General features: G+C 39.8%; 17 protein-coding genes, 1 tRNA gene and 3 pseudogenes. 8 read left to right on the plus strand and 13 right to left on the minus strand.

The annotated features are described in order from the left end of the window. Window positions 1–12: 12 nt before the first annotated feature. Window positions 13–875: pseudogene (locus tag BFG52_RS10795) on the minus strand (IS982 family transposase). A 282-nt stretch (window positions 876–1,157) separates the two neighbouring features. Between BFG52_RS10795 and BFG52_RS10800 the strand changes: the two are divergent. Then, a complete protein-coding gene (locus BFG52_RS10800) occupies window positions 1,158–1,697 on the plus strand; it encodes an MFS transporter (RefSeq protein WP_157758106.1) in 540 nt (179 codons plus the stop codon). A gap of 73 nt (window positions 1,698–1,770) precedes the next feature. On the opposite strand, the gene BFG52_RS10805 is transcribed toward BFG52_RS10800, so the two are convergent. Both BFG52_RS10805 and BFG52_RS17305 read right to left on the minus strand, forming a co-directional pair. Beyond that, on the minus strand, window positions 1,771–2,184 hold the full coding sequence (locus BFG52_RS10805; protein ID WP_157758107.1) for a hypothetical protein: 414 nt from the start codon (window positions 2,182–2,184) through the stop codon (window positions 1,771–1,773). 195 nt (window positions 2,185–2,379) lie between these two features. Continuing rightward, window positions 2,380–2,703: a hypothetical protein gene (locus BFG52_RS17305; RefSeq protein WP_067555910.1), complete on the minus strand. Its 324-nt coding sequence runs from the start codon at window positions 2,701–2,703 to the stop codon at window positions 2,380–2,382. 396 nt (window positions 2,704–3,099) lie between these two features. Between BFG52_RS17305 and BFG52_RS10815 the strand changes: the two genes are divergently transcribed. After that, complete coding sequence (locus tag BFG52_RS10815; RefSeq protein ID WP_067555913.1) at window positions 3,100–3,618, plus strand: hypothetical protein; 519 nt, start codon at window positions 3,100–3,102, stop codon at window positions 3,616–3,618. Between the two features lie 234 nt (window positions 3,619–3,852). On the opposite strand, the gene BFG52_RS10820 is transcribed toward BFG52_RS10815, so the two are convergent. From BFG52_RS10820 to BFG52_RS10840, 5 genes are all read right to left on the minus strand, one after another. Continuing rightward, window positions 3,853–5,019 (minus strand): type III PLP-dependent enzyme, encoded by a 1,167-nt coding sequence (locus tag BFG52_RS10820; RefSeq protein WP_067555916.1) that lies wholly within the window; start codon window positions 5,017–5,019, stop codon window positions 3,853–3,855. Between the two features lie 121 nt (window positions 5,020–5,140). After that, window positions 5,141–5,371 carry a phosphopantetheine-binding protein gene (locus tag BFG52_RS10825; RefSeq protein ID WP_067555919.1) on the minus strand — a complete coding sequence of 77 codons (231 nt, stop codon included), beginning with the start codon at window positions 5,369–5,371 and terminating at the stop codon, window positions 5,141–5,143. After that, entirely contained in the window at window positions 5,368–6,018 is a 651-nt protein-coding gene (locus BFG52_RS10830; RefSeq protein ID WP_067555922.1) for an isochorismatase family protein, read from the minus strand. Before BFG52_RS10830 ends, BFG52_RS10825 begins: the two co-directional genes overlap by 4 nt. Window positions 6,019–6,041: 23 nt before the next feature. After that, window positions 6,042–7,706: a (2,3-dihydroxybenzoyl)adenylate synthase gene (locus tag BFG52_RS10835; protein ID WP_407639201.1), complete on the minus strand. Its 1,665-nt coding sequence runs from the start codon at window positions 7,704–7,706 to the stop codon at window positions 6,042–6,044. Window positions 7,707–7,742: 36 nt separating this feature from the next. Next, a complete protein-coding gene (locus tag BFG52_RS10840; protein WP_067555924.1) occupies window positions 7,743–8,975 on the minus strand; it encodes an isochorismate synthase in 1,233 nt (410 codons plus the stop codon). Between the two features lie 185 nt (window positions 8,976–9,160). Between BFG52_RS10840 and BFG52_RS10845 the strand changes: the two genes are divergently transcribed. Continuing rightward, window positions 9,161–9,934, plus strand: a complete 774-nt coding sequence (locus tag BFG52_RS10845) for an SDR family oxidoreductase (RefSeq protein ID WP_067555927.1) — start codon at window positions 9,161–9,163, stop codon at window positions 9,932–9,934. Between the two features lie 54 nt (window positions 9,935–9,988). Here BFG52_RS10845 and BFG52_RS10850 read toward each other — a convergent pair whose 3' ends face one another. Next, complete coding sequence (locus BFG52_RS10850; RefSeq protein ID WP_228703743.1) at window positions 9,989–11,329, minus strand: condensation domain-containing protein; 1,341 nt, start codon at window positions 11,327–11,329, stop codon at window positions 9,989–9,991. Window positions 11,330–11,488: 159 nt separating this feature from the next. Here BFG52_RS10850 and BFG52_RS10855 point away from each other — a divergent pair, with 159 nt between their 5' ends. Both BFG52_RS10855 and BFG52_RS10860 read left to right on the plus strand, forming a co-directional pair. Then, window positions 11,489–12,298 carry a siderophore-interacting protein gene (locus BFG52_RS10855; RefSeq protein WP_067555930.1) on the plus strand — a complete coding sequence of 270 codons (810 nt, stop codon included), beginning with the start codon at window positions 11,489–11,491 and terminating at the stop codon, window positions 12,296–12,298. A gap of 556 nt (window positions 12,299–12,854) precedes the next feature. After that, entirely contained in the window at window positions 12,855–15,086 is a 2,232-nt protein-coding gene (locus tag BFG52_RS10860; RefSeq protein WP_067555933.1) for an NADP-dependent isocitrate dehydrogenase, read from the plus strand. A 213-nt stretch (window positions 15,087–15,299) separates the two neighbouring features. Here the strand turns inward: BFG52_RS10860 and BFG52_RS10865 are convergent, their stop codons facing one another. Both BFG52_RS10865 and BFG52_RS10870 read right to left on the minus strand, forming a co-directional pair. Continuing rightward, window positions 15,300–16,106 (minus strand): OmpA family protein, encoded by an 807-nt coding sequence (locus BFG52_RS10865; protein ID WP_067555935.1) that lies wholly within the window; start codon window positions 16,104–16,106, stop codon window positions 15,300–15,302. A 66-nt stretch (window positions 16,107–16,172) separates the two neighbouring features. Next, on the minus strand, window positions 16,173–21,272 hold the full coding sequence (locus BFG52_RS10870; protein WP_067555938.1) for an ESPR-type extended signal peptide-containing protein: 5,100 nt from the start codon (window positions 21,270–21,272) through the stop codon (window positions 16,173–16,175). 500 nt (window positions 21,273–21,772) lie between these two features. Here BFG52_RS10870 and BFG52_RS10875 point away from each other — a divergent pair, with 500 nt between their 5' ends. After that, window positions 21,773–22,504 carry a Fic family protein gene (locus BFG52_RS10875; protein WP_067555942.1) on the plus strand — a complete coding sequence of 244 codons (732 nt, stop codon included), beginning with the start codon at window positions 21,773–21,775 and terminating at the stop codon, window positions 22,502–22,504. Between the two features lie 75 nt (window positions 22,505–22,579). Continuing rightward, window positions 22,580–22,684 (plus strand): annotated as a pseudogene (locus BFG52_RS17440) (tyrosine-type recombinase/integrase); the annotation flags it as partial. Between the two features lie 217 nt (window positions 22,685–22,901). On the opposite strand, the gene BFG52_RS10880 reads toward BFG52_RS17440, so the two are convergent. Next, on the minus strand, window positions 22,902–24,080 hold the full coding sequence (locus BFG52_RS10880; protein ID WP_067555946.1) for a DUF4268 domain-containing protein: 1,179 nt from the start codon (window positions 24,078–24,080) through the stop codon (window positions 22,902–22,904). A gap of 191 nt (window positions 24,081–24,271) precedes the next feature. Here BFG52_RS10880 and BFG52_RS17445 point away from each other — a divergent pair. Next, window positions 24,272–24,364 (plus strand): annotated as a pseudogene (locus BFG52_RS17445) (tyrosine-type recombinase/integrase); the annotation flags it as partial. A 16-nt stretch (window positions 24,365–24,380) separates the two neighbouring features. Here the strand turns inward: BFG52_RS17445 and BFG52_RS10885 are convergent. Further along, window positions 24,381–24,470: transfer RNA gene (locus BFG52_RS10885), tRNA-Ser, on the minus strand. Window positions 24,471–24,496: the final 26 nt, after the last annotated feature.

Genomic DNA, 24,496 nt, shown 5'->3' on the forward strand with positions numbered 1-24,496 from the left:
GATGAAAAACGTTCAACCTTTCAGCATATTTTTGAAAGTTGGCTTATTCGGATTTAAACAATAAGCCACTACAGCAGCCATAATATTTACCATGAAATTATTCACAGAACGATGACGCGAATGGTCAAGTTGATGTAAGTTTTTTAACTGATCATTCACCGTTTCTATTAATCCTCTTCTGCCAAGCAATTGTTTTTCTTCTTCAGTTCGGAGTGGCTTGTTTTTCATATTCTTACGTGATGGAGTCAATATTTTTAATCCTCTTGCTGCTAAAGCCTCTGTCTTAGCTTTGCTTAAATAGCCTTTATCTCCTAATAAAATGCCTTTTAATTCTTTGGTTAAAGACTCTAGTACAGCAATATCATGGATATTCCCTGATGTTACTTTAATATTAATAATTCACCTAAGTTATTGATAACCATGTGTAATTTAAAACCATAGAACCACCCAGTACTACTTTTTCCACGATTCGCTAAGCCTTTAAATACGCGGTTTCTTTTAATTCTAAGATTATGACAAACTACAAGTTTGGTTGAATCAATAATACTAATTCCTGTATCAGTTCCTTTAACCTGATGAAAAAAGCTACTCAAAGCTTGTAAACAACGTGGCATGATTTCAATAAAACGATTCTAGCTCAGCAGCTTAGGAAATGCTGATTTCCAAAAAGGGATGACCATGTGGCAGTAAAAATATTTAAAGAATCTAAAACCTGATTGGTGAAATAAGATAACAATTGTCATGATCTCAGATAAACTTAAAGCTGACTTTTGAACTGGCTTATTTTGCTCAGGAATAAGAGCTTTCTCTAGAGATTCGTTAAATATTTTGCAAAAATCATCCACTTTACAGAATAATTCAGTAATATGATCCATAGAAAAGCCTTGTGTTTTAACTTTTGTCTTAAGAACCAATAAGTTACAAACATTAAGGCTTTTTTTCTACTTTTTTTATGTCGAACTCAGGTTATTTTAGTATGTTTAGTCCTGCAATATTCCAATCTTCCCTTAAAACATATTTTTGTTATCTTTATTGTAGTTTATATCATCGAGTTTTTTCTAAGCTGCTTCACAGCAGAATCCACGATAAAAAAATCTGGGATTTTCGCTTCATTCAAGCCTAAAATAGCCATACCAGCAAGCGCTCAATTTGCATTGATGAGTATAAGTCCGATTAATATCGCATTATGGATGCTAAGCGGATTCTTTTTATCGCTCATGCCCTCATTATTAAAACAAACATTTGATATTCATTCCGCTTGGCTGAATGGGATTTCCTTTAGCATCATGACATTATCTGGTGCTCTTGGAATACTCCTGCTCCGTAAATATACATCTATTTTCATTTTAAAATTAGGAACAATCAGCTTAATTGTGGGTAATATTAGCCTTCTTTTTGCTATACACTGGACCAATATTGTTGTTTTATTTTTAGCTGCCTTGATTGCTGGCTTTGGCTTTGGAACGAGTTTTATGGGCGCTATCCGATTTGTTGCACCTTTGGCTTTACCAGATGAACGTGCGGCATTAATGTCGGCATTTTATATAGAAAGTTACCTCGCATTTAGTATTCCAGCCATTCTAATCGGATTGATCATCCAAAAAATTGGATTAGAAATGAGTTCAAATTTATATATTATGTCGATTATTTTTTTAGGATTTGTTGAACTATTCTTTATATCTAAACAACCCAAGTGACATCCTTGGTCTGATGTGCAATAACAAGCGTATTTTCACGCCGCAATATATTGAGCCAAGGCTGCCAACATGATTATTTCAGAAGCTTAATTTTTATATCTTGTAAATGATATTGCCCTGTATATTCCTGTTGGCAAAACACAGTGCCTTCAACACTTACTCTTTTCGCTTGATATGAGCTCAGATTAAACCCATTGAGTGCGATTCTGTGCTGTGTAATTTCGCCACAAGCCCCTTCGTCCTCAAATACCATAGGTTCATCAAGTTGAAGATAATGCGCTTTAAAACTCGGTTCTACATCCGGTGCTGTTGCAATGGCTTCAGTCACCACACCTGTTATCGTCATTTTCTTGCCATCTTCAGGAATACCAATTGCAGCCAATATACTGCTCGAATAAAGCATAGCCGCGACGACAATGACTTTATTCACCGCGATTAATGTATTTAATGCAACTACTTTATTGACCATACTTACTTTAGTGACCACAATCTAGCTACCCCTTAAACATGTTTACCCATAATAACCTGAATTTCCCGCTATCATTTCATACATCAGCAATCGTTTCATAGATCAACAAAAACTATCGAGTATCAACCTACAGTTTAGAAGAGCCTGCATTATCCAGTTGAGCGATCAGCGTATAAAAACTGCCCTTAACCCTTATCTGGTTAATGCTTATATTCATCCGTGTATATTAATCTGTGAATGAAGCCATTTCAGGTATTCATCTTTATCCCGAAAATCGGGAGCCTTATTGATATTCAGCGTTACTTCAATATCATTCACCAGAATGACATAATTGCTCGCCATCTGCGTATGATCAGGCTGTGCTAATTGAAAATAATTTTTAAAAAATAATATATTACAGACCATATGATCAGCAATAATGGCCAATCTAGATAAATCAGCATTTCTTTTAAAGTATTGAGGATTTATACCACTCTGTTGATAGGCTTTGCTGTTCAAAAAGCTGTTATATTTGTCTTCTAAAGTCTGCAGCTCCACGTAGTACTCCGCTGTTCAATTTCAAATCCTTCAATTTACACCCGATTGAGAAAATAGTCTCTACAATTTAACTGCCCTGATTAACAGCTCTGATCGAAAGCTAGAGCGTTTTATTTACATCTGCTTTTGCTTTAATTTGCATGTACCTCAATTGTTTCATCATGACAATGTTATTGACGGGTCATATAAAGCAAATGCCTAATCGGATCATCTACCAACAACAAGCCTATTTCCCGCAATAATCCATGTTTTAAATATTCATTCTGCTATGATAAACCTTACAACAAAATGTGATAAATGACGGAGTTTAATCATTCAATGCCGCTAAAATCTACAACACATCGAGAAGGTGATCGCGTTAGATGTCCTTATTGTAGTAGCCCGCAAGTTAGATCGATGATCAGCCAACCTGAAAAATATCCCAATCCAACACCCAATGCCTTTGAATGCCAAAATTGTGGGCGAGAATTCGTATCTATTCCCATGTATACCAGTTCTGTACTCACACATGGTGTACCCAACTCACCGCAATATGCTCAGCGTAATACTACCCGTATCAAATGGGGGATTGTGATTATTATGCTATTGGCAGCTGTGAGTTATTCATGGTTGAAACAACCTCAACCAAAAAACAGCTCAAGTCAATCTCCCACAGCTACAGCTAAGTCAAGCACAAACCCACCAAGTCACACTGTCACACCATCAAAAACCACGTCCGCTCCAATCCCCCCTGTAGCTGAAACAAGCGCGCAACATCCTGTAGAGAAAAGCAATCGTCCAAGTGAGCATCATCAGGCGCAAGAGACAATCGCTCATAGTCACAATCCAGATGATACGTTAAGCATTAAAATAGAAAGCAAAGCATCTGATACTACGCCACAACAACATGCTGAGCATCCAACGACAATGCCTTAATCGTTGCTTTAAAATGCTAACCTGCACAGTTGCATCGGTATTTAAAGACTAATCAATCTGCATTACTCTAAACAACCGGTTGACTCTAAATGACTGCTTCAGTTTAAACAATTGGTTCACGCTAAATCGCGTGGCTATTCAGCTTCAGTTTAAATAATCAGTTCAATCTAAATGACCGCTTCAATTTAAATAACCGGTTCAATCTAAATAACTGCTTCAGTTTAAATAACCGGTTCAATCTAAATAAAACGTTCTGAGTGGCGGGTAACCATTAAATTCAACCGATGCATAAGACGTTGTATACGCCCCCGTGCTTAACCAATATAAACGATCACCTATTGCCAAGTTACTCGGTAATTGATAGGGCGATTGCTCATACATAATATCTGTCGAATCACAGGTTGGACCCGCCAAAATAACTTTAGACTGTTCAGCCTGTGATTGCATTTTCGGGGTATAAATTGGGTATTTAGTTGTTTCTCCTAAAGTTTCAATCAGACCATTAAATACGCCAACATCTGTATAAACCCAGCGCTTAGCATCTTTTTCTGACTTATTGGCAATTAATACAATCTCTGAAACAATCACACCGGCATCACCAACCAATGACCGACCAGGTTCTAAAAATAGCGTAATTTCACGCTTAAAATTTTGCTGGATGTACATTTTTATTTGATCCGCATAGGCTTGAATACTGTCAATGTCTGATAAATAATGCGCAGGAAAACCTCCCCCCATATTCATTAATTCAAGTTTAATCTGATATTGATTTTCTAAACGTTCAAAAACCGTTTTAACCGTATCAATTGCGGTACGCCACACCGTCACATCTTTTTGCTGACTGCCAACATGGAAGGAAACGCCATAAGGCTTTAAACCTAATTGCTGCGCCTTCACCATCAATTGCACCGCCATGTCGGTATCGCAACCAAATTTTCTGGATAATGGCCATTCTGCGGTGTCACCAGAATCGACTAATACACGCACAAATACCCTTGAACCTGGAGCAAAGGCTGCAATTTGTTCAAGATCCGCATGTGCATCTGTCACAAAGAGACGTACCCCCTGCGCATATGCATATTTCACATCAACTGCTTTTTTAATGGTGTTCCCAAAGGAAATACGTGCTGGTGCAATACCACTTGCAATCACACGGTCTAATTCATAAACCGACGCAACATCAAAATTGGAACCAATGTCTTTTAGTCTTTGAATAACTTCAACACCCGGATTGGCTTTTACTGCATAAAAAATTTTTGCAGTTGGAAAACATCGTGTTAACTCATCATATTTAAACTGGATACGATCCAAATCGACCACTAAAAAAGGGCTGGTTTTTGATGCAGAAAAATTCTGAATTTTTTCCCATTGTTGTGATGAGTAGTAATGTTCTAAGTTCATAGAGATCCACACTTTTAAATCTAATGATAGACAAAGATCTGTTCAGATAAGCGCAGCGCTGAAGAGAAAGCCTCAATCCAACAAGCTCATCTCATGCGCTCATCAATTCTGGCGGTATAGATTATCGATTTAATCTTTGTGACCAATCTTGTATGGTTGCTGCTTCAGCCAAATCTTGAAATTCAATATTGATCCCAAGCTCACGCCATACACTAACCAAGGTCATTAAACTCACGGAGTCCAAACCCAACATAAACAAATCATCATCATTTTGAATTTCTTCGACATCGATATTCAGTTGCGTTGCAACTGTTTGACGTATTTGCGCGATATCCAATGGTTTAGTTTTCATATTGACTCTCTGGCATGGCTATTTTCAATCACAGCAATAGTATCGACCACTTTGGCACAACGCTTCGCAGCATAATTCAATGCCATGTGGTGTTCATCCAAACTAAAATCTGCAAGTGCATCACCGACTAAAAATGCTTGGATATCTAACATAAAAGCTTCAGCAGCTGTCAGTAAGCAGCCTATATGAGCATATACACCACAAATCAATAACTGATCACGATGATTGCTTTTTATCTGTTGTTCAAAGTCACTTTTTTTAAAGGCGCTATATCGCCATTTGCCCAATAAAACATCTTGATTGCTTGGTGCCAGTGCCGGAATAATGCGAACTAATTTTTCATCAGCCGCTAAGCCCGCCCCCCAAAAATCAGTCAATAGTTGGCGATGTTCTGGGCTTTGATCACCAGGTTGCGCAGTGTAATACACCGGAATGCCTACAGCATGACAAAAATCTATTAACTTTCGACAATTTTGCAATAACGTAGGAATCGGTGCTTGGCTTTGATCATAAAAATCTAGGAAATATTGTTGCATATCATGAATGAGTAATACTGCTCTAGCGCTATCAAGCTGCCAGTTTACGGTATTCACTGGAAAGCTATCGGCTTGTGGCATCGGATAGCTGGCTATACGAGGAATGGTCATTTTTTACCCCATGAGAGATGAATTTAATGTTTGGTCACTAGACGTTGTCTTAATGTTTTCTTATCGATCTTACCCAAAGCCGTATAAGGCATATCATCAACAAGCTCAATATAATCAGGTATTTTAAAAGTCGCTAAACCGGCATTTTTGACATATTGACGAAGCTGCATGCTCAGTCGGGTCAGACTTGGGTCTTCATTACTTTTGCGCCATTGAATAAAAGCACAGCTTTTTTCACCGAGCATCTCATCTGGCATTGACACTAATGCAGATTGAATCACCTGAGGATGTTGGTTCAGGACTTGTTCTACCTCCTCGGTGGCTATTTTTTCTCCGCCACGATTGATCTGATCTTTACTGCGACCTTCGACAATGATATTTCCATCTGCGGTCATGCGTACCAGATCACCCGTTCGATAGAACCCATCCTTGGTAAATGCTTTGCTGTTATGCGCATCAGCTTTAAAATAGCCCCGAATAGTATATGGACCACGTGTTAATAAATGTCCAACTTGCCCAATTGCCAGCTCCTGATCTGCATCATCCACTATCTTAATTTCGTCACCAGGGCTGATTCTGCTGCCTTGAGTGGCAATGATGGTTTCAATCGAATCGTTATATCGGGTGTAATTCACCAACCCCTCAGCCATACCAAAGACTTGTTGTAAACGACAGCCATATTCTTCAATCAATTGCCGTGCCAAAGCATCGGCCAACCGTGCACCGCCGACTTGTAAAAGCTTCAAATCGGCAAAAATATTGTGAGCCCCCTGTTGCACGGTCGCAAGCCACTTTGCGGCCAATGCTGGAACCAAGGCAACATGACTAATTTGGTACTTTTCAATTAAGTTAAAACAGGTATTGGGTGAGGGATCTTTGGCGAGAACTAAAGTTCCTCCAGCATAAAATAGCCCCAATGAACCTGCGGAACTTAAACTAAAATTATGGGCGACGGGTAAAACCATCAACATTTTGCTCTTTGCGTCCAACTGGCAGATTTCAGCACTTGCACGCACACTATATAAATAGTCATCGTGCGTTCTGGGAATCAATTTCGGCGTTCCAGTACTGCCACCAGAGAGTTGAAAAAAAGCAACATGCCGTGCGCTAATGGCTGGCTCGGCAACATACTGATTTGAAAATGAAGATGTGTCTGGCCAGGCATCAAACTCTTCGGCATCGTCACCCACTACAATCACTTGTTTTAGACTTGGGCAACGTTGCTGACAGGTTCTGGCCTGTGTCCGATAATCAAAACCGAGATAATGATCCGCACAGATATAAAGTTTCGCCTCAGTTTGTTGAATAAAATGACTCAGCTCAGCGTGGCGATGTGCAGGTAAACTCATAATCGGGCGCATACCCAAATGAATAGAAGCGAAATATGCAATGAAAAATTCAGTGATATTTGGCAGTTGAATCACAAGATTATCACCAGCCTGATACCCTTTTTTTGCTAAATAAACAGCAAACTGATCAACTTTCTGTTTTAATTCGCTGTAACGAAGACTTTCAGCACCACAAATAATGGCGCAATGATCTGCATATTTGCGTACACAATCATTTAAAAAATGACTCATACTCAGTCCAAGCCAATAGCCCTTGGCAATGTATTGCTCTACGAATTCGGCTGGGTATTGCACAATACCATCCCACAGTTTTGAATCCATTAACGCATGATCTGACATGGGAAAACCCTTGTTATATTATTCAGTAAAAATCAATTATTCAGTAAAAATCAATTGTTCAGTATTTAGACCTAAGGCATTCAGCATGGTTTTAAATTTTGCTGCTGTTTCATCTAGTTCCAGTTCTGGTTTGGATGCTTCAACAATGCCTGCCCCGGCATAAAGCCGTGCAAACTGATCATGTATACGCCCACAACGAACGTTAACCGACCAAGCACCATTGCCATATGCATCACTCCAACCCATGGTGCCCGCAAATAGATTGCGCTGGAAAGGTTCGAGCTCTGATATTAAGGCTCTTGCCAGTTGCGCAGGCGCGCCACAGACGGCGGGTGTTGGGTGTAAAACAGAAACCAAATCAAAAACATGCAGTTCTGGATCTTTTAATTTGCCTTGGATTGATGTCGCCAAATGCCATAGCGTTTGCGTTTTGATCAAGGAGGGTTTTTTGGGAATATGCAGTTCTTTACAGAATGGTGTAAGCAAATCAGCAATACTTTCAATCACTAAACGGTGTTCACTTTGATCTTTGCTCGATGCTAAAAGTCGTTCGGCTTGTAATTTATCTTCCGTTGCATCTTCGCTTCGGATGAGTGTTCCTGCAACGGGCTGGCTAAAAACATTTGCATTTTGTTTAGCCACCAACAGTTCAGGACTCGCCCCCATAAACCAGCCATGATGTGTGGGGTTTTGCGCATATGCAAAGGTATATCCCTCAGGATTGGCTTGGTATAGGCGATAAAACAATTGCAGGATATTAATTTTCTCTGTGACTGTTAAATCTACCACCCGTGCTAATACAGCTTTTTTTAATGCTGTATTTTGCATGAGATCTACTAATTTTTGTACGCCACCAACATATTCTGCATGTTGTGGCAGTAGTTTTGCTTCAACACTGCCGAGATGAAAAGCGTTGTTATGCTCGCCTTTGGCAGCATCGGCTAAATAAGTATTTTTAGCTTCAGCAATAGACAACTCCGGTAAATCACGGGTATCAAATGCTAAGCTCCCCACAATAATCAACTCTGTATTTGAGCATGCTTTGATCTGATCTTGTAGCTGCTGCTTCGCTTGATCTAACCATGTTTGTTGTTGCTGTAAAAAATTTAAATCCTGATTTCTACAAAAATCTATATTCTGGATAATTTTTTTACTCGATATCATCCCCGTTGGTGAAGCAAATACAAAGCCCGCTAGATTTTCGACAAATAATTCTTCTCTTTTAATCCCGATGACATTTTTGAATGCATCTATTTCTGTTGCTAACATATTTTTCTCTCATATCCATCAGTGATGGTGTGATCAAGCACAATTCTTTTAACTTAAAATTACCAATCTAAAGTCATTCTAAAGTCATTGAACTGTAAAACTATAATGGTTATTATTTTCAAATAAAAATGATTATCGTTAATTTTTGTTAAACTATTTTTTCGTTAAACTATAAAGGTTTAAAAATGTCACACTTATTTATTATTACGGGTGCAGCACAAGGCATTGGTGCAGCCATCGCAGAAAAACTACTTGCACAAGGTCACATGGTGATCGGAATCGATCTTCATCCCGAGACAGATGAATGGGAAATTATGCAAAAACTAGACGCCTCGAAACGCAGCAATTTTGAAGCGATCAGTGGCGACATTCAGCACACCTCAGCGTTAATCGAAAAACTCAAACACGCAAAGTTCGCACACTATCCAATCTATGGGCTGGTCAATGCAGCGGGCATTTTGCAAATGGGCAGCTTACTCGACAGCACCCGTGAACAATGGTTGCATAATCTAGACACCAACTTTCTTGGACCCGCTCAGCTCAGCCAATGGGTTGCACAACAAATGCTAGCGCATAAAGCCGGGACAATTGTCAGTATCGGCTCCAATGCAGCATTGGTTCCAAGATTAGGCATGGGACTATATGCAACAACAAAAGCTGTTGTTAGCCATTATTTTAAAAATCTTGCGCTGGAATTGGCTCCACATGGCATCCGCTGCAATTTAGTATTACCGGGCTCTACCCTCACCCAGATGCAACGTCAACTTTGGTCCGACGCACAACCACCTGCCAGTATTATTCAAGGTAATCTTGAGCAATATCGTACTGGTATTCCGTTGCAAAGAATTGCAGAGCCAGAAGACATTGCCGATGCCGTGTTATTTTTACTGTCTGACCAAGCCAAGCACATCACAATGCATGAACTTGTCGTCGATGGCGGCGCAACCTTAGGCGTGTAGGCTAAAAAACCAACTAGAGAATACGGAGTAAGCCGAGCTAAAGCAGCGCCAGTGTTAGTCTGGCAGCGCTTTATTCAATTCAAATTCCTGCAGCATTGTGCTGGGCTCAGTTAACCATAAGCTCAGCATGCGCATAAAATCATGCCAATATTCTGCCAAACTTTCCACACAATAGAGCTCAGGATGCCCATCCATTGCTAAATATAAACGCTCCTGACCATTGAGCATTTTGTTGGTAATTGCCATATCAAAATCTTCAATCGGTCCTGCAGAAATGGTGGTTTTCTTTAGGTGGCATCCTTCAAAAAACTCTGGTAGCGGAAATGGAATCCAGTTCACCACGGGTCCAAATAAAATATTGTTAAAAGGTTCAAAGTCATCCAATACAAAACGTATCTGTTCAAAATAACTTTTTTGATGCGGTCTCATTTCGGCAAAACGAGCGGCCAAGAGCTGCACAATTTCAGTTAAGTTTTCCGTTCCTTGCGCAGCAAGCCTGAGTGGCAAAATATTCATGGTCAAACAAGGGGTACGCATTGCCGAAGTACCTAAACGCGCCAACACCGGTATGCCAAAACATAGCTGTTGATCATTTTGCTGTAATGCCATATAGCCCATAAAAACAGCCATCACAATCAATGCACTGGGTAATTTTAATTCAGCAGCCAAGGCATTTAACTGTTGCTGTTGCGGCAATGGAATAACCGCTTCAAAGCGATAACCTTGAGTAAATGGATCATTCAAACGCCGTTTCAGTCTTTTCTTTGGCGCCAATGCACCTGAATAATTTTGTTTCCAAAAATTTAAATCAACTTCTGCTTGTGCCGATTGAATATAATTTTGTTCTTCTGGAATATATTTATCATAATGCTCGAAAGCTTTATTCTGCAATGCAGTATTATTTTTAAGAGATTGATAATAATCAATAAAACGACTAATTAGCAGTCCATAAGCATAACCATCTAAAGCCATATGATGGGCTCTAAAAAATAGTCCGTAGCGCTGTTTAGCTAAATGCACAAAAGTATAGTCATATAAATGCCCTATCATTGGATCAAAAGCGGGTACAACCTGTTGTTCAAGCCAATTATTTAGTTCTTGTTCGTTGTAATGCGATAAATCAATAAAACCTGCCGCCTGAACAGCGACATCATCTTTACGATAAAACTGACCATCTTGTTCAACCACTCGCCAATGTAATGCCTTGGCTTCCTTGAATGTTAAAAATACCGCTTGATGGAAGATCTCTCGCAGCAATGGTCCATCAATGACCAACCATTCTGCAGTATGAAAAGGCAAACTACCGTGGTAATGATGACCTAAATACATACTTTGTTGTGCTCTAGTGAGTGGCTGTAATGTGCTTATTTCTTGCATACTATTGATTGCTTGCATATCCGTACCATTGAAATTAGAAATATCGTTTTAAGTAATAATTATCATTTGCAAATGTAATTTATTATCACCCATATTGCAACAACAGCCACCAAAGGATAAAGTAATTGAATATACTGTTTTTATTTAAATATCAGACCAAGCATAGAAGATTAAATAATGGCTAAATCGAGTAATACTTTACCACGGCATATCCAGGTGCAATCCTCCATACAGCTTTCCCCCAATATGCAACGCATTTATTTTTCAAGTGATGATTTCTCAAGTTTTCCACCGCATACTGGTGGCGCACATATCAAATTATTTTTCCCCGAACAACAACACCTCATACCAGCGCTACCCTATAAAAATGAGCTGGGCAAAGTCACTTGGCCTGATGGTAAAAAACCGATTACACGGACCTATACTGTTCGAAACTTTGACCAGTCTGAACAATTGCTGGTGGTTGATTTTGTCCGCCATGAAGCATTTGGTATTGCAGCACATTGGGCAAGCTGTGCTCAAAAGGGTGACATCCTTGGTTTAGCTGGACCGGGTGGTCCTGCGCGATTTAATCCTGCAGCCGATTACTTTATTTTTATTGGTGATTTATCTGCACTGCCAATGATTGCAGCCTCATTAGAACAGCTTAATCAGGGTGCTCAAGGTGAAGTCTGGATCGAAATCGAGCATGCGGATGATCAGCAAAATTTACAGCATCCGCAGGGGATCAAAATTCATTGGCTGCAAAATGCACAAGATATTGAAGCGCAAATTGCAGCGGCTTTAGCACAACTGGATTGGGAAAAGCTCAGTATTTCTGTCTCCTTAGCAGGTGAAAACAATCGTGTCGTCAATTTAAGAAACATACTCAGAACACAATATCAGATCAACAAAAGCAATTTGTACGCAGTTCCTTATTGGAAACAAGGTCATACAGAGGAAAGCTATCATGATGAACGGCATAGCATCATGGACAATGAAGGCTAAAGTCCGATATCTGCTTGATACACTTTTCGAGTACAACTCGCTCTCAGCAGGTCATTTAAGCTCTGTATCGCATCGTATTTCTAAAGCTATTTTGGAGGAATTTGCCAGTATTTTGCTCAATTGAATCATGTCAACAGCAATCCGATCAATCCTGTAAATCTTTTGTCTTTTGCTCATGGTAGACTGTTCATTATCGTAACTGCTAGATACGTGTCGTTGTTTTTTGAATCACATAGATCAATGATCCAACGCCGACTAAATGGCATTTACACACATAAGACCTCGTTGAATAGAGGTCAACTGGTCTGTGAAAACAGCGGTGATATTGCATCAATATAAGCAACATGCTGTCATCAACACGACCTCTGGATAGGAGTATTGGTACAGGTAAAAATACTGATCTATATCAATTTTCAGTCAAGACAATATTAAATGTTATGTCATTGACTGTGGTAGGATGTAGGCTGATACTCTCTATATTTTACTTAAGCAAATCGGTTTGCAGGAACTGTATTTTTGGTTCCTAAAAAACTCAATCTAACGCAAGGGGCTATATGTGACTGGTGGAAAATCAACAATCATTTACACACTGACCGATGAGGCACCTCTGTTGGCGACCTATTCGCTACTGCCGATTATTGAGACCTTTACAAAAACGGCAGATGTCGACATCGTTAAAACAGACATCTCTGTTGCCGCACGTGTGTTAGCTGAATTCAATGACTATCTCAGCGACGAACAAAAGGTATCAAATAATCTCGCAACATTGGGACGCCTTACTCAGGATCCAGATACCAATATTATCAAGCTCCCAAATATCAGTGCTTCCGTTTCTCAATTAATGTCGTGCATTAAAGAGTTGCAATCTAAGGGCTATGCAATTCCTGATTACCCTGAAAATCCAACGACAGAACAAGAAAAAACCATTAAGACACGTTATGGCAAATGTCTCGGTTCTGCTGTAAACCCTGTTTTACGTGAAGGAAACTCTGACCGCCGTGCACCAACAGCTGTCAAAAACTTCGCCAAGAAAAATCCTCATTCAATGAATGAATGGAAACAATGGTCACAAACCCATGTTTCTCATATGGATCACGGCGATTTCTATCACGGTGAAAAATCAATAACACTTGATCGTGCGCGTAACGTCAAGATGGAATTGATTGGCAACAGTGGTAATAGCATCGTATTTAAAGAAAAAGTTGCTTTACTAGATGGCGAAATCATCGATTCAATGTTCATGAGTAAGAAAGCGCTCTGCGAATTCTATGAACAGGAACTTGATGATTGCCGTGAAGCAGGCATCTTATTCTCTTTACACGTTAAAGCGACCATGATGAAAGTTTCGCATCCAATCGTATTTGGTCACTGCGTTAAAATCTACTACAAAGATGCTTTCGAAAAACATGGCAAGTTATTTGATGAGCTCGGCATTAATGTCAATAACGGGATGTCGGTCTTATATGAAAAGATCGCAACCTTACCTGAATCACAACGTGATGAAATCATTCGTGATCTACATGCATGCCAAGAACACCGCCCTGCTTTAGCCATGGTGGATTCTGCCAAAGGCATTACCAACTTCCATTCACCTAACGATATTATTGTCGATGCATCTATGCCCGCTATGATTCGTGGCGGTGGTAAAATGTGGGGTGCTGACGGTAAACAGTACGACTGTAAAGCCGTAATGCCAGAATCTACTTTTGCGCGTATCTATCAAGAAATGATCAATTTCTGTAAATGGAATGGTAATTTTGATCCTCGAACCATGGGTACAGTACCGAACGTTGGTTTGATGGCGCAAAAAGCTGAAGAATACGGTTCTCACGATAAGACGTTTGAAATCCCTGAAGCGGGTGTGGCCAATATCACTGATATTGAGACAGGTGAAGTACTCATGTCTCAAACTGTGGAAGAAGGCGACATCTGGCGTATGTGCCAAGTCAAAGATGCACCCATCCGTGATTGGGTTAAATTGGCTGTAACCCGTGCTCGTAACTCTGGTATGCCAGCTATTTTCTGGTTAGACCCATACCGTCCACATGAAAATGAACTGATTAAAAAAGTTCAAAAATATCTGCAAGACCACGATACCGACGGTCTAGATATTCAAATCATGTCTCAAGTACGTGCAATGCGTTATACCCTTGAGCGTGTAGCACGTGGTTTAGATACCATCTCTGTAACAGGTAATATTTTACGTGACTATCTCACAGACTTATTCCCAATTATGGAACTTGGTACTTCTGCAAAAATGCTTTCTATCGTGCCATTAATGGCGGGTGGTGGCATGTACGAAACTGGTGCTGGTGGTTCTGCGCCAAAACACGTACAGCAATTGGTCGAAGAAAACCACTTACGTTGGGATTCACTGGGTGAATTCTTAGCACTTGCGGTTTCACTCGAAGAACTTGGTATTAAAGAAAACAATAACCGCGCAAAATTATTGGCAAAAACCTTAGATCAAGCGACAGGTAAATTGCTCGATAATAACAAATCACCATCACGTCGTACGGGTGAATTGGATAACCGCGGTAGCCATTTCTATCTTTCATTGTATTGGGCAGAAGCCTTGGCAGCTCAAGATGAAGATGCTGAATTAAAAGCTAAATTTGCAAACTTAGCGAAAACTTTGGCTGAAAATGAGCAAAAAATTATTGCTGAACTTTCTGCTGTACAAGGTAAAGCGGCCGATATCGGTGGTTATTACCTAGTCGACCAAAACAAAGTCAGTGCAGTCATGCGTCCAAGCGCAACATTCAATACCGCTTTAACCGCAATTTAAAGTGATGCTATAACCGTATAACAATATAAAGACCCAAAAACTGGTGCCTCGGCACCAGTTTTTTTATGCAGTTTTTATTCAGATAATCATGAAATGAAGGCAATTAATTGCACTGATTTAAAATATAAAACCATTCTCTCAGTGTAAAAACCTCCTGCATATTTACAGTAGGTTTTTTTGCGGTGAATACTTTCGGCAAATATTACCCAATGCTTAGCGTTTCATGCCGGTAATTTCAACGCTAACACGACGGTCAGCTTGTAAACAAGATTTCAAAGCAGGACCAGCATGCAGATGTTCACAGCCCTGACTCACAGGCTGATATTTACCCGCACTGGCAATAATCATGGTTTGTTCAGGTATTCCTTGTGCTTGCAAATATTGTTTAATGCTTTGCGCACGCTGTAATCCCAATGCATAATTATAACCATCAGCACCGATGCGGTCGCTATGACCAATCAAATGAATACGATTAATATTGGCATATTCAGATTGAATACGTTGTGTGATATTTTGCAACTCGCGTTGACCTTGTGGGAGTAAATCATTTAATGCTCCGCCATTAAACTGAAATAAGGCATCACCACTTAAGTTTAAAATTTCAGTTGCAGGCGTTGCTGCAACTGCCACGCGATTGGATTCTGGATAAATAAACGTTTCACAATCTCGCCCATTCCAAGCCATATTCTCAGACAATCCATCTTTGGCAAAATCAATACGTAACTGGCAGCGTTTATATTCTTGCGTATTAGGCATACGAATATCCATCACATAATTCCAGGTTTTAACGCCAAATAGACCTTCATTAAAATGTGGATTACCCAACACATGACGGAATTGATCCTTGGTTAAGCCGGTACTCAAACGTGCAACATCATCGTATTCATAACGATTTACTTGTTTTAAATAGCTTTTTTTCAATTCTGGAAAAGCTTGATTTGCACTATTGGACTTGGCGTAGTTTGCCATCGATACACTCGCCAAGATACTCATCGATAGGATTTTAACAATATTCTTCATAGTCTGTACTCTTCACATGGTGACCGAGAAACAGCCGGTTTTTGCTGTTTCTCTATAGGTTTAAGCTTAATCAATCACACCGCTGATCCCGATGCGCACACTTGGATCGCCTTGTGATGCCGCTGCAACACCGCCCGTAATAGACCAACGACCATTATCAGATGTTTTCCGTAAAGTTATACCGATAGCGTTTTCTCCACCATGATATGCTGCACCAGCGGCATAGGTATATTTACCCGCGACAAAAGGTGCGCTTTCCATGGCCATCGCGGCAGCAATACCCGCATTGGCTTTTTTCTCAACTTTATCGATATGTTTATTGGTATCGTAAAATACCTGTTCCATCCGATCACCAAGATTGGTAATTTGATCGCCTATATTATTCACTGTGCCATTTAGTGTACCGATGGCATCATGAATATTGTTTTGACCGGTTCCCCCAATATTATTATTGGTATACGTACCCGTTTTTGCATCATAGCTCGTATTACCACCAATAATATTTTTGACCCCTTCAGCTTGTGCGTGAAGCTGACCACCATTCACAGCATCTTGAGAACCTTGAGCAATCGTGGCATCTGCGACTCCTGTTACTTTTTGCTGACCCGCATCAATACCACTCTTGCTGATACTTGGTCCATCTTGACCGATTTTTAAACCATCCTGACTAAGATGTGTGTCACCCAATGTCACGCTATTGACATTTAAATCTTTGGCAAGTGCAATCTCATAAATACTCTGACCATTTTTACCGGGTCCGATGTTATTCACCGATAAATTATTATCTGCAGATTTCACTTCTGTTTTTGCAGCCGCCGCTGCACTGTTTACAGAGTTGCGCAAATCATCAATGTTTACGGCATTATTACCATTGGCATTGGCTAAATCCGTTGCTTTACCATTACTGTCGACTAAACCACTGCCAACACCACGAACGACTTTATCACCAGCATCTATACCAGATTTATTAATGCTTGGACCACCTGCAATATTTAAACCATCTTTATTAATGCTAACATCTTCACCAATCGTTAAACCTTGATCGTTGAGTGTGCTATTACCTGCTTTTACGCTATCGACTTGAATGTCTTTTGCCAATTCAACAGTAACGTTATTGCCATTATTGGAAACCGTAATATTTTTATCCGCATCACCATTTATATTGAGCGTATTGCCTGGTTTGACGGTACTCGTTTTGCCATTATCGGTGGCAATATCCCAGCCCTGATTAGCCGATGCAGCATCTTTGCGAATACTATCGATTGCTTCGTGAATATTATTTTTACCTGTGTTGCCGATATTATTTGCGCTCATTGAACCATCGGTATTGACGTGACTATTACCGCCGATAACATTGCTAATACTGGTTGCAATATCATGTATTTGCCCACCATTCACCGCATCTTGGGAATCTTTGGCAATCACACCATTTTGCACATTGATAATCTTGCTATACCCAGCATTAATCCCATTGACACTGATGCTTGGTCCTAGTGTGCCATCTACGCGAACAAAGCTAAGACCGTCTTGATTTAGAATGCTTTGTTGACCGTCTTTATCTTTAATCACAATGCCTTGAGCACCATAAAAGCTTTCATCACCAGCAGCATTTTTTACTTTACTACCGGTTTTATCGAGTATGGTTTGATGACCTTCTTCATCTTCAAGACGAATACGATCTACAGCCAAGTCTTTATTTAAAGTAACCTTAACATCGTTGCCCTGATTACTGACGCGAATATTTTCATCACCTTGAAAGTCAACACGATCGCCTGGTTTTACTGGATTTGCTGCACCTTGATTGGTACTCAACAACCAACCTTTTTCAGCCGTATTTTTGACTTCTTGCAACTGTTTTACATTGACCGCGTCGCTGTCTGCTGTACCCGCTGCAACATTATTAATTTTATGACCAGCAACATCTATGGCTTCTCGGGTAAAACGTGGACCATCAACCAAGTTAACACCAGAACCATTGATAATAGTCGTTCCCTTGGCATCTTTAATATTGACCACACCCGCGGTAACAGTACTGCGATCACCTGCAATATTTTCAACAACTGTGCCACTTGCCAGCATTGATGTTGTATTGCCCAACACATCTTTGATCTTTGTCGATGACGCCGTGGTGTAGGTTTTATTGCCTTTCCCATCCTCAACACTGAGCGACTCAAGTCCAGTTAGATTTGTTGCCAATTGAATTGCTAATGTTCCATCCTGATTGACTGTTTTAATATTTTCAGCGCTTGCTGCTTTATCTTGCGCCAAACCACCAACGATCTGCAGGGTTTCAGATAGATTTTTATGAATCGTCTGACCATCATTACCAACAAAATTTAGCCCTTTTTGACTAAGCGTTTTACTGGTATCTAACACGGCATTATTTAAATCAGCGGCATTAACAGCATTCCCAGCATTTTCGACTTTGCGATAATCACCTGCGCTTGCCAAATTACTGATTTGAGTACCGCCCGTCGTCTGAATGCGGTTACTACCCGCCTCAGGGCTAGCTTCGATTGTTTTCCCAGCTAGAACAACCTGATCGTAATTTACACTACCATCTTTATTTGGCTGATATTTAACAGCAAAACCATCTGTTTGCTGTGCTGCATCACGGACTAATTTTAATTGCTCTTCAGTGGCGGCGCGCCCTTTGCTCGCAAAATCATCTCCGGTCAATGTAGTATTAGCCAGCCCCGTAATGCTTTGACTGTCTTTATCGATCTGCACTGCACCCACATGAACACGATCAAAGCTTACATCTTTTGCGGTTTTTACCGTATATTCTTTGCCGCCTGCTGCATTAACCGCTTCACTGACTTCTACATTGTCACCCGCCACAACTGTCGTATGTTTAGCCGCTTCTTTTAATGCATCGTTGGCGGTATTGGTCACACGATTTAAGTTTTGATTGGTCTCAAATAATTGACTACCATTCACGGCATCTTTTGAATCTGCTGCAAGCTCTGCTGCTGCAACATTGTTAATTTTTTTATTTGCAGCGTCTATGCCGGCAACGGTTACACTTGGTCCTTGATCGATACGAATACCACTCGCATCTATGCTGGTTTCACCCAACTTGATCTGATCAAAGCTTACATCTTTTGCAGTTTTTACCGTATATTCTTTGCCGCCTGCTGCATTAACCGCTTCACTGACTTCTACATTGTCACCCGCCACAACTGTCGTATGTTTAGCCGCTTCTTTTAATGCATCATTGGCGGTATTGGTCACACGATTTAAGTTTTGATTGGTCTCAAATAATTGACTACCATTCACGGCATCTTTTGAATCTGCTGCAAGCTCTGCTGCTGCAACATTGTTAATTTTTTTATTTGCAGCGTCTATGCCGGCAACGGTTACACTTGGTCCTTGATCAATACGAATACCACTCGCATCTATGCTGGTTTCACCCAACTTGATCTGATCAAAGCTTACATCTTTTGCGGTTTTTACCGTATATTCTTTGCCGCCTGCTGCATTAACCGCTTCACTGATCTCTACATTGTCACCAGCCACAACTGTCGTATGTTTAGCTGCTTCTTTTAATGCATCGTTGGCGGTATTGGTCACACGATTTAAGTTTTGATTGGTCTCAAATAATTGACTACCATTCACGGCATCTTTTGAATCTGCTGCAAGCTCTGCTGCTGCAACATTGTTAATTTTTTTATTTGCAGCGTCTATGCCGGCAACGCTTACACTTGGTCCTTGATCAATACGAATACCACTCGCATCTATGCTGGTTTCACCCAACTTGATCTGATCAAAGCTCACATCTTTTGCGGTTTTTACCTGATAAATACTTTGCCCATCGTTGCCCAGTTCCTCTGTCACAACAATATTATCACCTGCTACAACCTGTGTTTTTGCGGCTTTACTGCTGGTATTTAAGGTGGCAATCGCTGCATCCACGGTATTTTTACCAGTACCACCAATATTGCTATAGCTAATGGTACCATCTTGATTTAGTTTGCTATTCCCACCTAAATATTGAATATTACTGGTGGCTAAATTTCCCAATACCTTTTGGGTTGCATAGAGTTGGCTACCATTGATGGCATCCGTACTATTTGCATGAACCGCACCTGCCGCAAGGTTCTTAATTTGTCGCTCTTGACCTTGACGCCCAACAGAAACTTGCATACCACTGTCTTTGGCTTGACCTGCAAAACCTTGATAACTTATTCCAGCAACATCTGCCTGATTTTCCGCTGTTGCATTGGTCACAGTATTTGCCGAAGCACCTAAAGCCACAGCATTATTTTGTGTCACTTGTGCAGCGGTCCCTAGCGCCAGACCATTTTGTCCATTAACGCGGCTCTCGGTACCCAAAGCAGTGCCACCAGCAACAGAAACCAAACTATCTGCGCCTATGGCTATCGTTGAAGCCAAACTGGCTTTAGACTGAAAACCGATTGAAACCGCACGATCTGCCAATGCCTGTGCTCCCTGACCGGCAGCATTACCAGCACCAATAGCCACTGCATTTTTACCTGAAGCCGTACTATTCATCCCTATTGCTGTAGCACCATCCGCACTGGCTGTCGATACACTACCGACTGCAGTTGCACCTTTAGCCGTCGCCGTTGCCATTACACCAAAAGCAGATGCAACATCGCCTGTTGCTTTCGACGTCAAACCATATGCTGATGAAAAGTCACCTGTTGCAAATGCTTGTACGCCTACTGCAGTTGATCCCTCTTTTGCAGTTGTATTTTGGTAGTTACCTGATTGTAATTTTCCACCCGTAATGCTGGTATATTTTTTACTTAAGGTGGCATCTTGTGCCAGCTTATCGACATCATCACCACCAATCGCCACCGCTGAACGACCAGAAGCTCGAGTATTAGCGCCCAATGCAATAGATTGATCGCCATCAGCAATAGCATCAACACCGATTGCAATGGATTCATTAGCATTTTTTTGTGTTGAACCCGCAACAGCACTGCGTCCAATTGCAATTGTTCCAGTACCTTCAGCCTTTCCACCATCTAAGGATAAATTTGCCATAGCATCGGTAGAAATTAAAATAGCACCCATCAGACTACATGCTGTAACGGTTAAACTTCTAGAATTAGATTTAGACTTGGTTTTAGCCGTTTCAGCGGCAACTGCCCAACAACCAGTCATTGCATTCCAAACCACGCGATATATTTTATTCATGCTCAATTACACCCAGTTTTAAATCACTTAAATTTACTTTTATGCGAACTGGTTGGCACTTTAACGCAATATCATCAAGATCTATTGTAAATTAACTTAACAATAATGATTAATCACATAAAATTCTTATAATTACTACTTAGAATATATTTACAGCACTGCTCAATTTACAATAAAAATTAACCATTTCAATCCAAAAAAACAGATAAAATATTGTTAAATAATAAATATTTTAAAAAAATTAATATTATTTAATTATACTAAATAATTGGTGTTTATTAGAAAATTAACATAATAAAACCTAGTCTTGGCTATTTTTTTAACACATGATTCTTTTTAGCTTTATATAAAGAGTGTAGAAAAATCACCAACAAGAAAAGAAGAGATTGCTAAAATTTCGAATAGTGCAAACTTTGTGGCAACGCCTTTTTTTAAGCAATGATTCTTTATGTTTCTTTTTTTCATGTATCATTTAAGAATAAAACTGCAGGGACAAGATTATGTTTGAAAATATTGATGCTTTAAAAGCAAAATTAGATCAGTATCGTCCTCTTTCTCCTGCAATTGTAAAGAATCTACAAGAAGATCTTATTATTCGTTGGACATATCATTCAAATGCAATCGAAGGCAATACACTTACATTACTAGAAACAAAAGTTGTGTTGGAAGGGATAACTGTTGGTGGAAAAGCATTACGAGAACATTTCGAGGCAATCAATCATAGAAATGCTATCTACTATGTTGAGGACATTGTTCGTAAAGAAGAGCCTTTTTCTGAATGGCAGATTCGAAATATCCACCAGCTCATTCTCAAAAATATTGATGATGACAATGCAGGACGTTATCGCCAGCAAAACGTATTGATTTCAGGTGCTACGACGCCCCCTCCCGACTATACATTATTGAATGACAAGATGGCGCAACTTATCGATTGGTACAATTCAGAGGCATATAAGCTACATCCTGTTGAACGTGCAGCTAAAGTGCATGCGGATTTTGTTAGTATTCATCCATTTACTGACGGTAATGGTCGCACATCACGTCTCTTGATGAACCTTGAGTTGCTCAAAGCTGGATATCCGCCTTGTGTTATTACAGTCGACAATCGCTTAGCCTACTATGAAGCGCTAGATCAATGGATGGCTTATGGCAAAACTGACTGCTTTATCCAGCTAATTTCTGAGGCAGTAGTAGATGGATTTAAGCCATATCAGGTTATATTAGGAATTTAGTAAACGTGAGCGGTGTTTTGATCGCTACAATCGTATTTGAAGTCATTTGTAAAATAAATTCAATAAAAAAGTGGTTATACAAAACGGATCAATTCAGATAAGAACAAAGAAGAGATTACTAAAATTTCGAATAGTGCCAAAATTACGGCAAAGAAAAAGGGAATCAAACGATGTGTGTGATTCCCTTTTAGATATTTGGCGGAAGCGGTGAGATTCGAACTCTGTAAATAACTTTTTGATAGATTCTATCTAGGTTTAAATCATTATTTTGCCGTTATCTTAGTAGAACCAGACAAGCTTATTACCAACAATGTTAACGAGATGTCTTGAAATCTAAACAAGATCAAATTGTCTTAGAACAAGTTACAGTCCAAAGAATGTGCCATCCTCATTACTCTTACTTAATGATTTGATACGCTTCATTCATATATGGCTTAAAGGCTTGTTCGAGCTTTTGAATATACTCCAAATGCCAAGCAGTATGATTATTCCATAACTCTTGATTGTGACCATCAGTATGTAAAATAAACTCAATACGAGATGATTTCTTATTATCTAATCTAAGCCAATCTAGTGAATGACCAAACTTACTTTCAATCTCATGTTTTCGCTCATAAAAGAAATCAAATATCTGTTTATTCTCTGCAGCATCCTTTCTCGCAAACTCAATATCCACACGTATCGCTTTCTGCAGAAAAATCAGGTGATAAGTGCATTGCGATATACCAGTTGCCGAACTTAGCCAATGATCAGTCCTCGGGCTAATATTGTTATAAAGTGAATTATCGCTTTGTGAAAAATGGGCAAGCAATTGCTCCCAATATTGATAGCGAATATCTGTATGATCAGCTAGTTTTACTTTAGCAATAGTTTCTTCATCTTCTTTTCTAGTAAGTCTTACCATATATTCTGAAGCTTCAGGAACAGGAATAATTTGCTGAATATCCACCAACAATTGTGCGCCAAGTTTATATGGCAAAACCTTGACACATTTCACATCAATCTTACGGTCAAGTAACCACAATGCAGTATTGGTTACTTCCTTGCGAAACTCACCTGCCACCAAGATGATACGTTGGCTATTACGTGGGTTTAAAGTCGTAATCGAAACACCCATTTCCTGATGTTGTTCTAAAAAACATTCGATCAATATTTTGGCTGTATTTTTCATTTGATCCGCATCAAATGCATTTACTTCTAAATCTGGATAGCTAGGTTTATTTTTAGCTAGGTATTTTGCAAAAACATCTTCAATATCATCAGAAGTAAACGGCGCAACATAAGACGCATATTTCAATGCCTGCCATACAGCATCACGCCCACTGTCATCGCGTTTATTTTCAATCAGCACCAATTGCCCTTTGGTGTCCAATGCCAACAGATCTAGGCGTTCGCCTGTACCATCAAAGCCATCAAATTCTTTTTGGATAATGAGTAGTTCTTCGCCCAATGCTTCAGGATGATTGACTAACCATTCTTGTAAGTCATAACGCTCTGTAAGCTGTTGTTCGCTGAGTCTCGTAACGTCTAATGGTTTGAGTTTTTTATTAATTGTGTCTACTGTATATAAGCTCATATTCGCCCCCCGAATATTAAAAACCTAGCCAATCAAAGTTCGCTAGGTTTAAATTTTTATGCCACTTTAATTTTGTCTATTACAGCATCATTAATGCGTGTAGCCTAATATCCTTTTAACTTTTCGATCTGCTGATTCTTAATTTGAATAGCAATATTCATTTGTTGCTCAATTGCTTTTATACAAAATAGATCAACTCAGAAAAGAACAAAGAAGAGATTACTAAAATTTCGAATAGTGCCAAAATTACGGCAAAGAAAAAGGGAATCAAACGATGTGTGTGATTCCCTTTTAGATATTTGGCGGAAGCGGTGAGATTCGAACTCACGGAGGGCGTGAACCCTCGTCGGTTTTCAAGACCGGTGCATTAAACCGCTCTGCCACGCTTCCATGTGCGCAAGAATACAAAGCTTCGC

Origin of the sequence: Acinetobacter larvae, from assembly GCF_001704115.1 — a bacterium.
GTDB classification, from domain to species: domain Bacteria; phylum Pseudomonadota; class Gammaproteobacteria; order Pseudomonadales; family Moraxellaceae; genus Acinetobacter; species Acinetobacter larvae.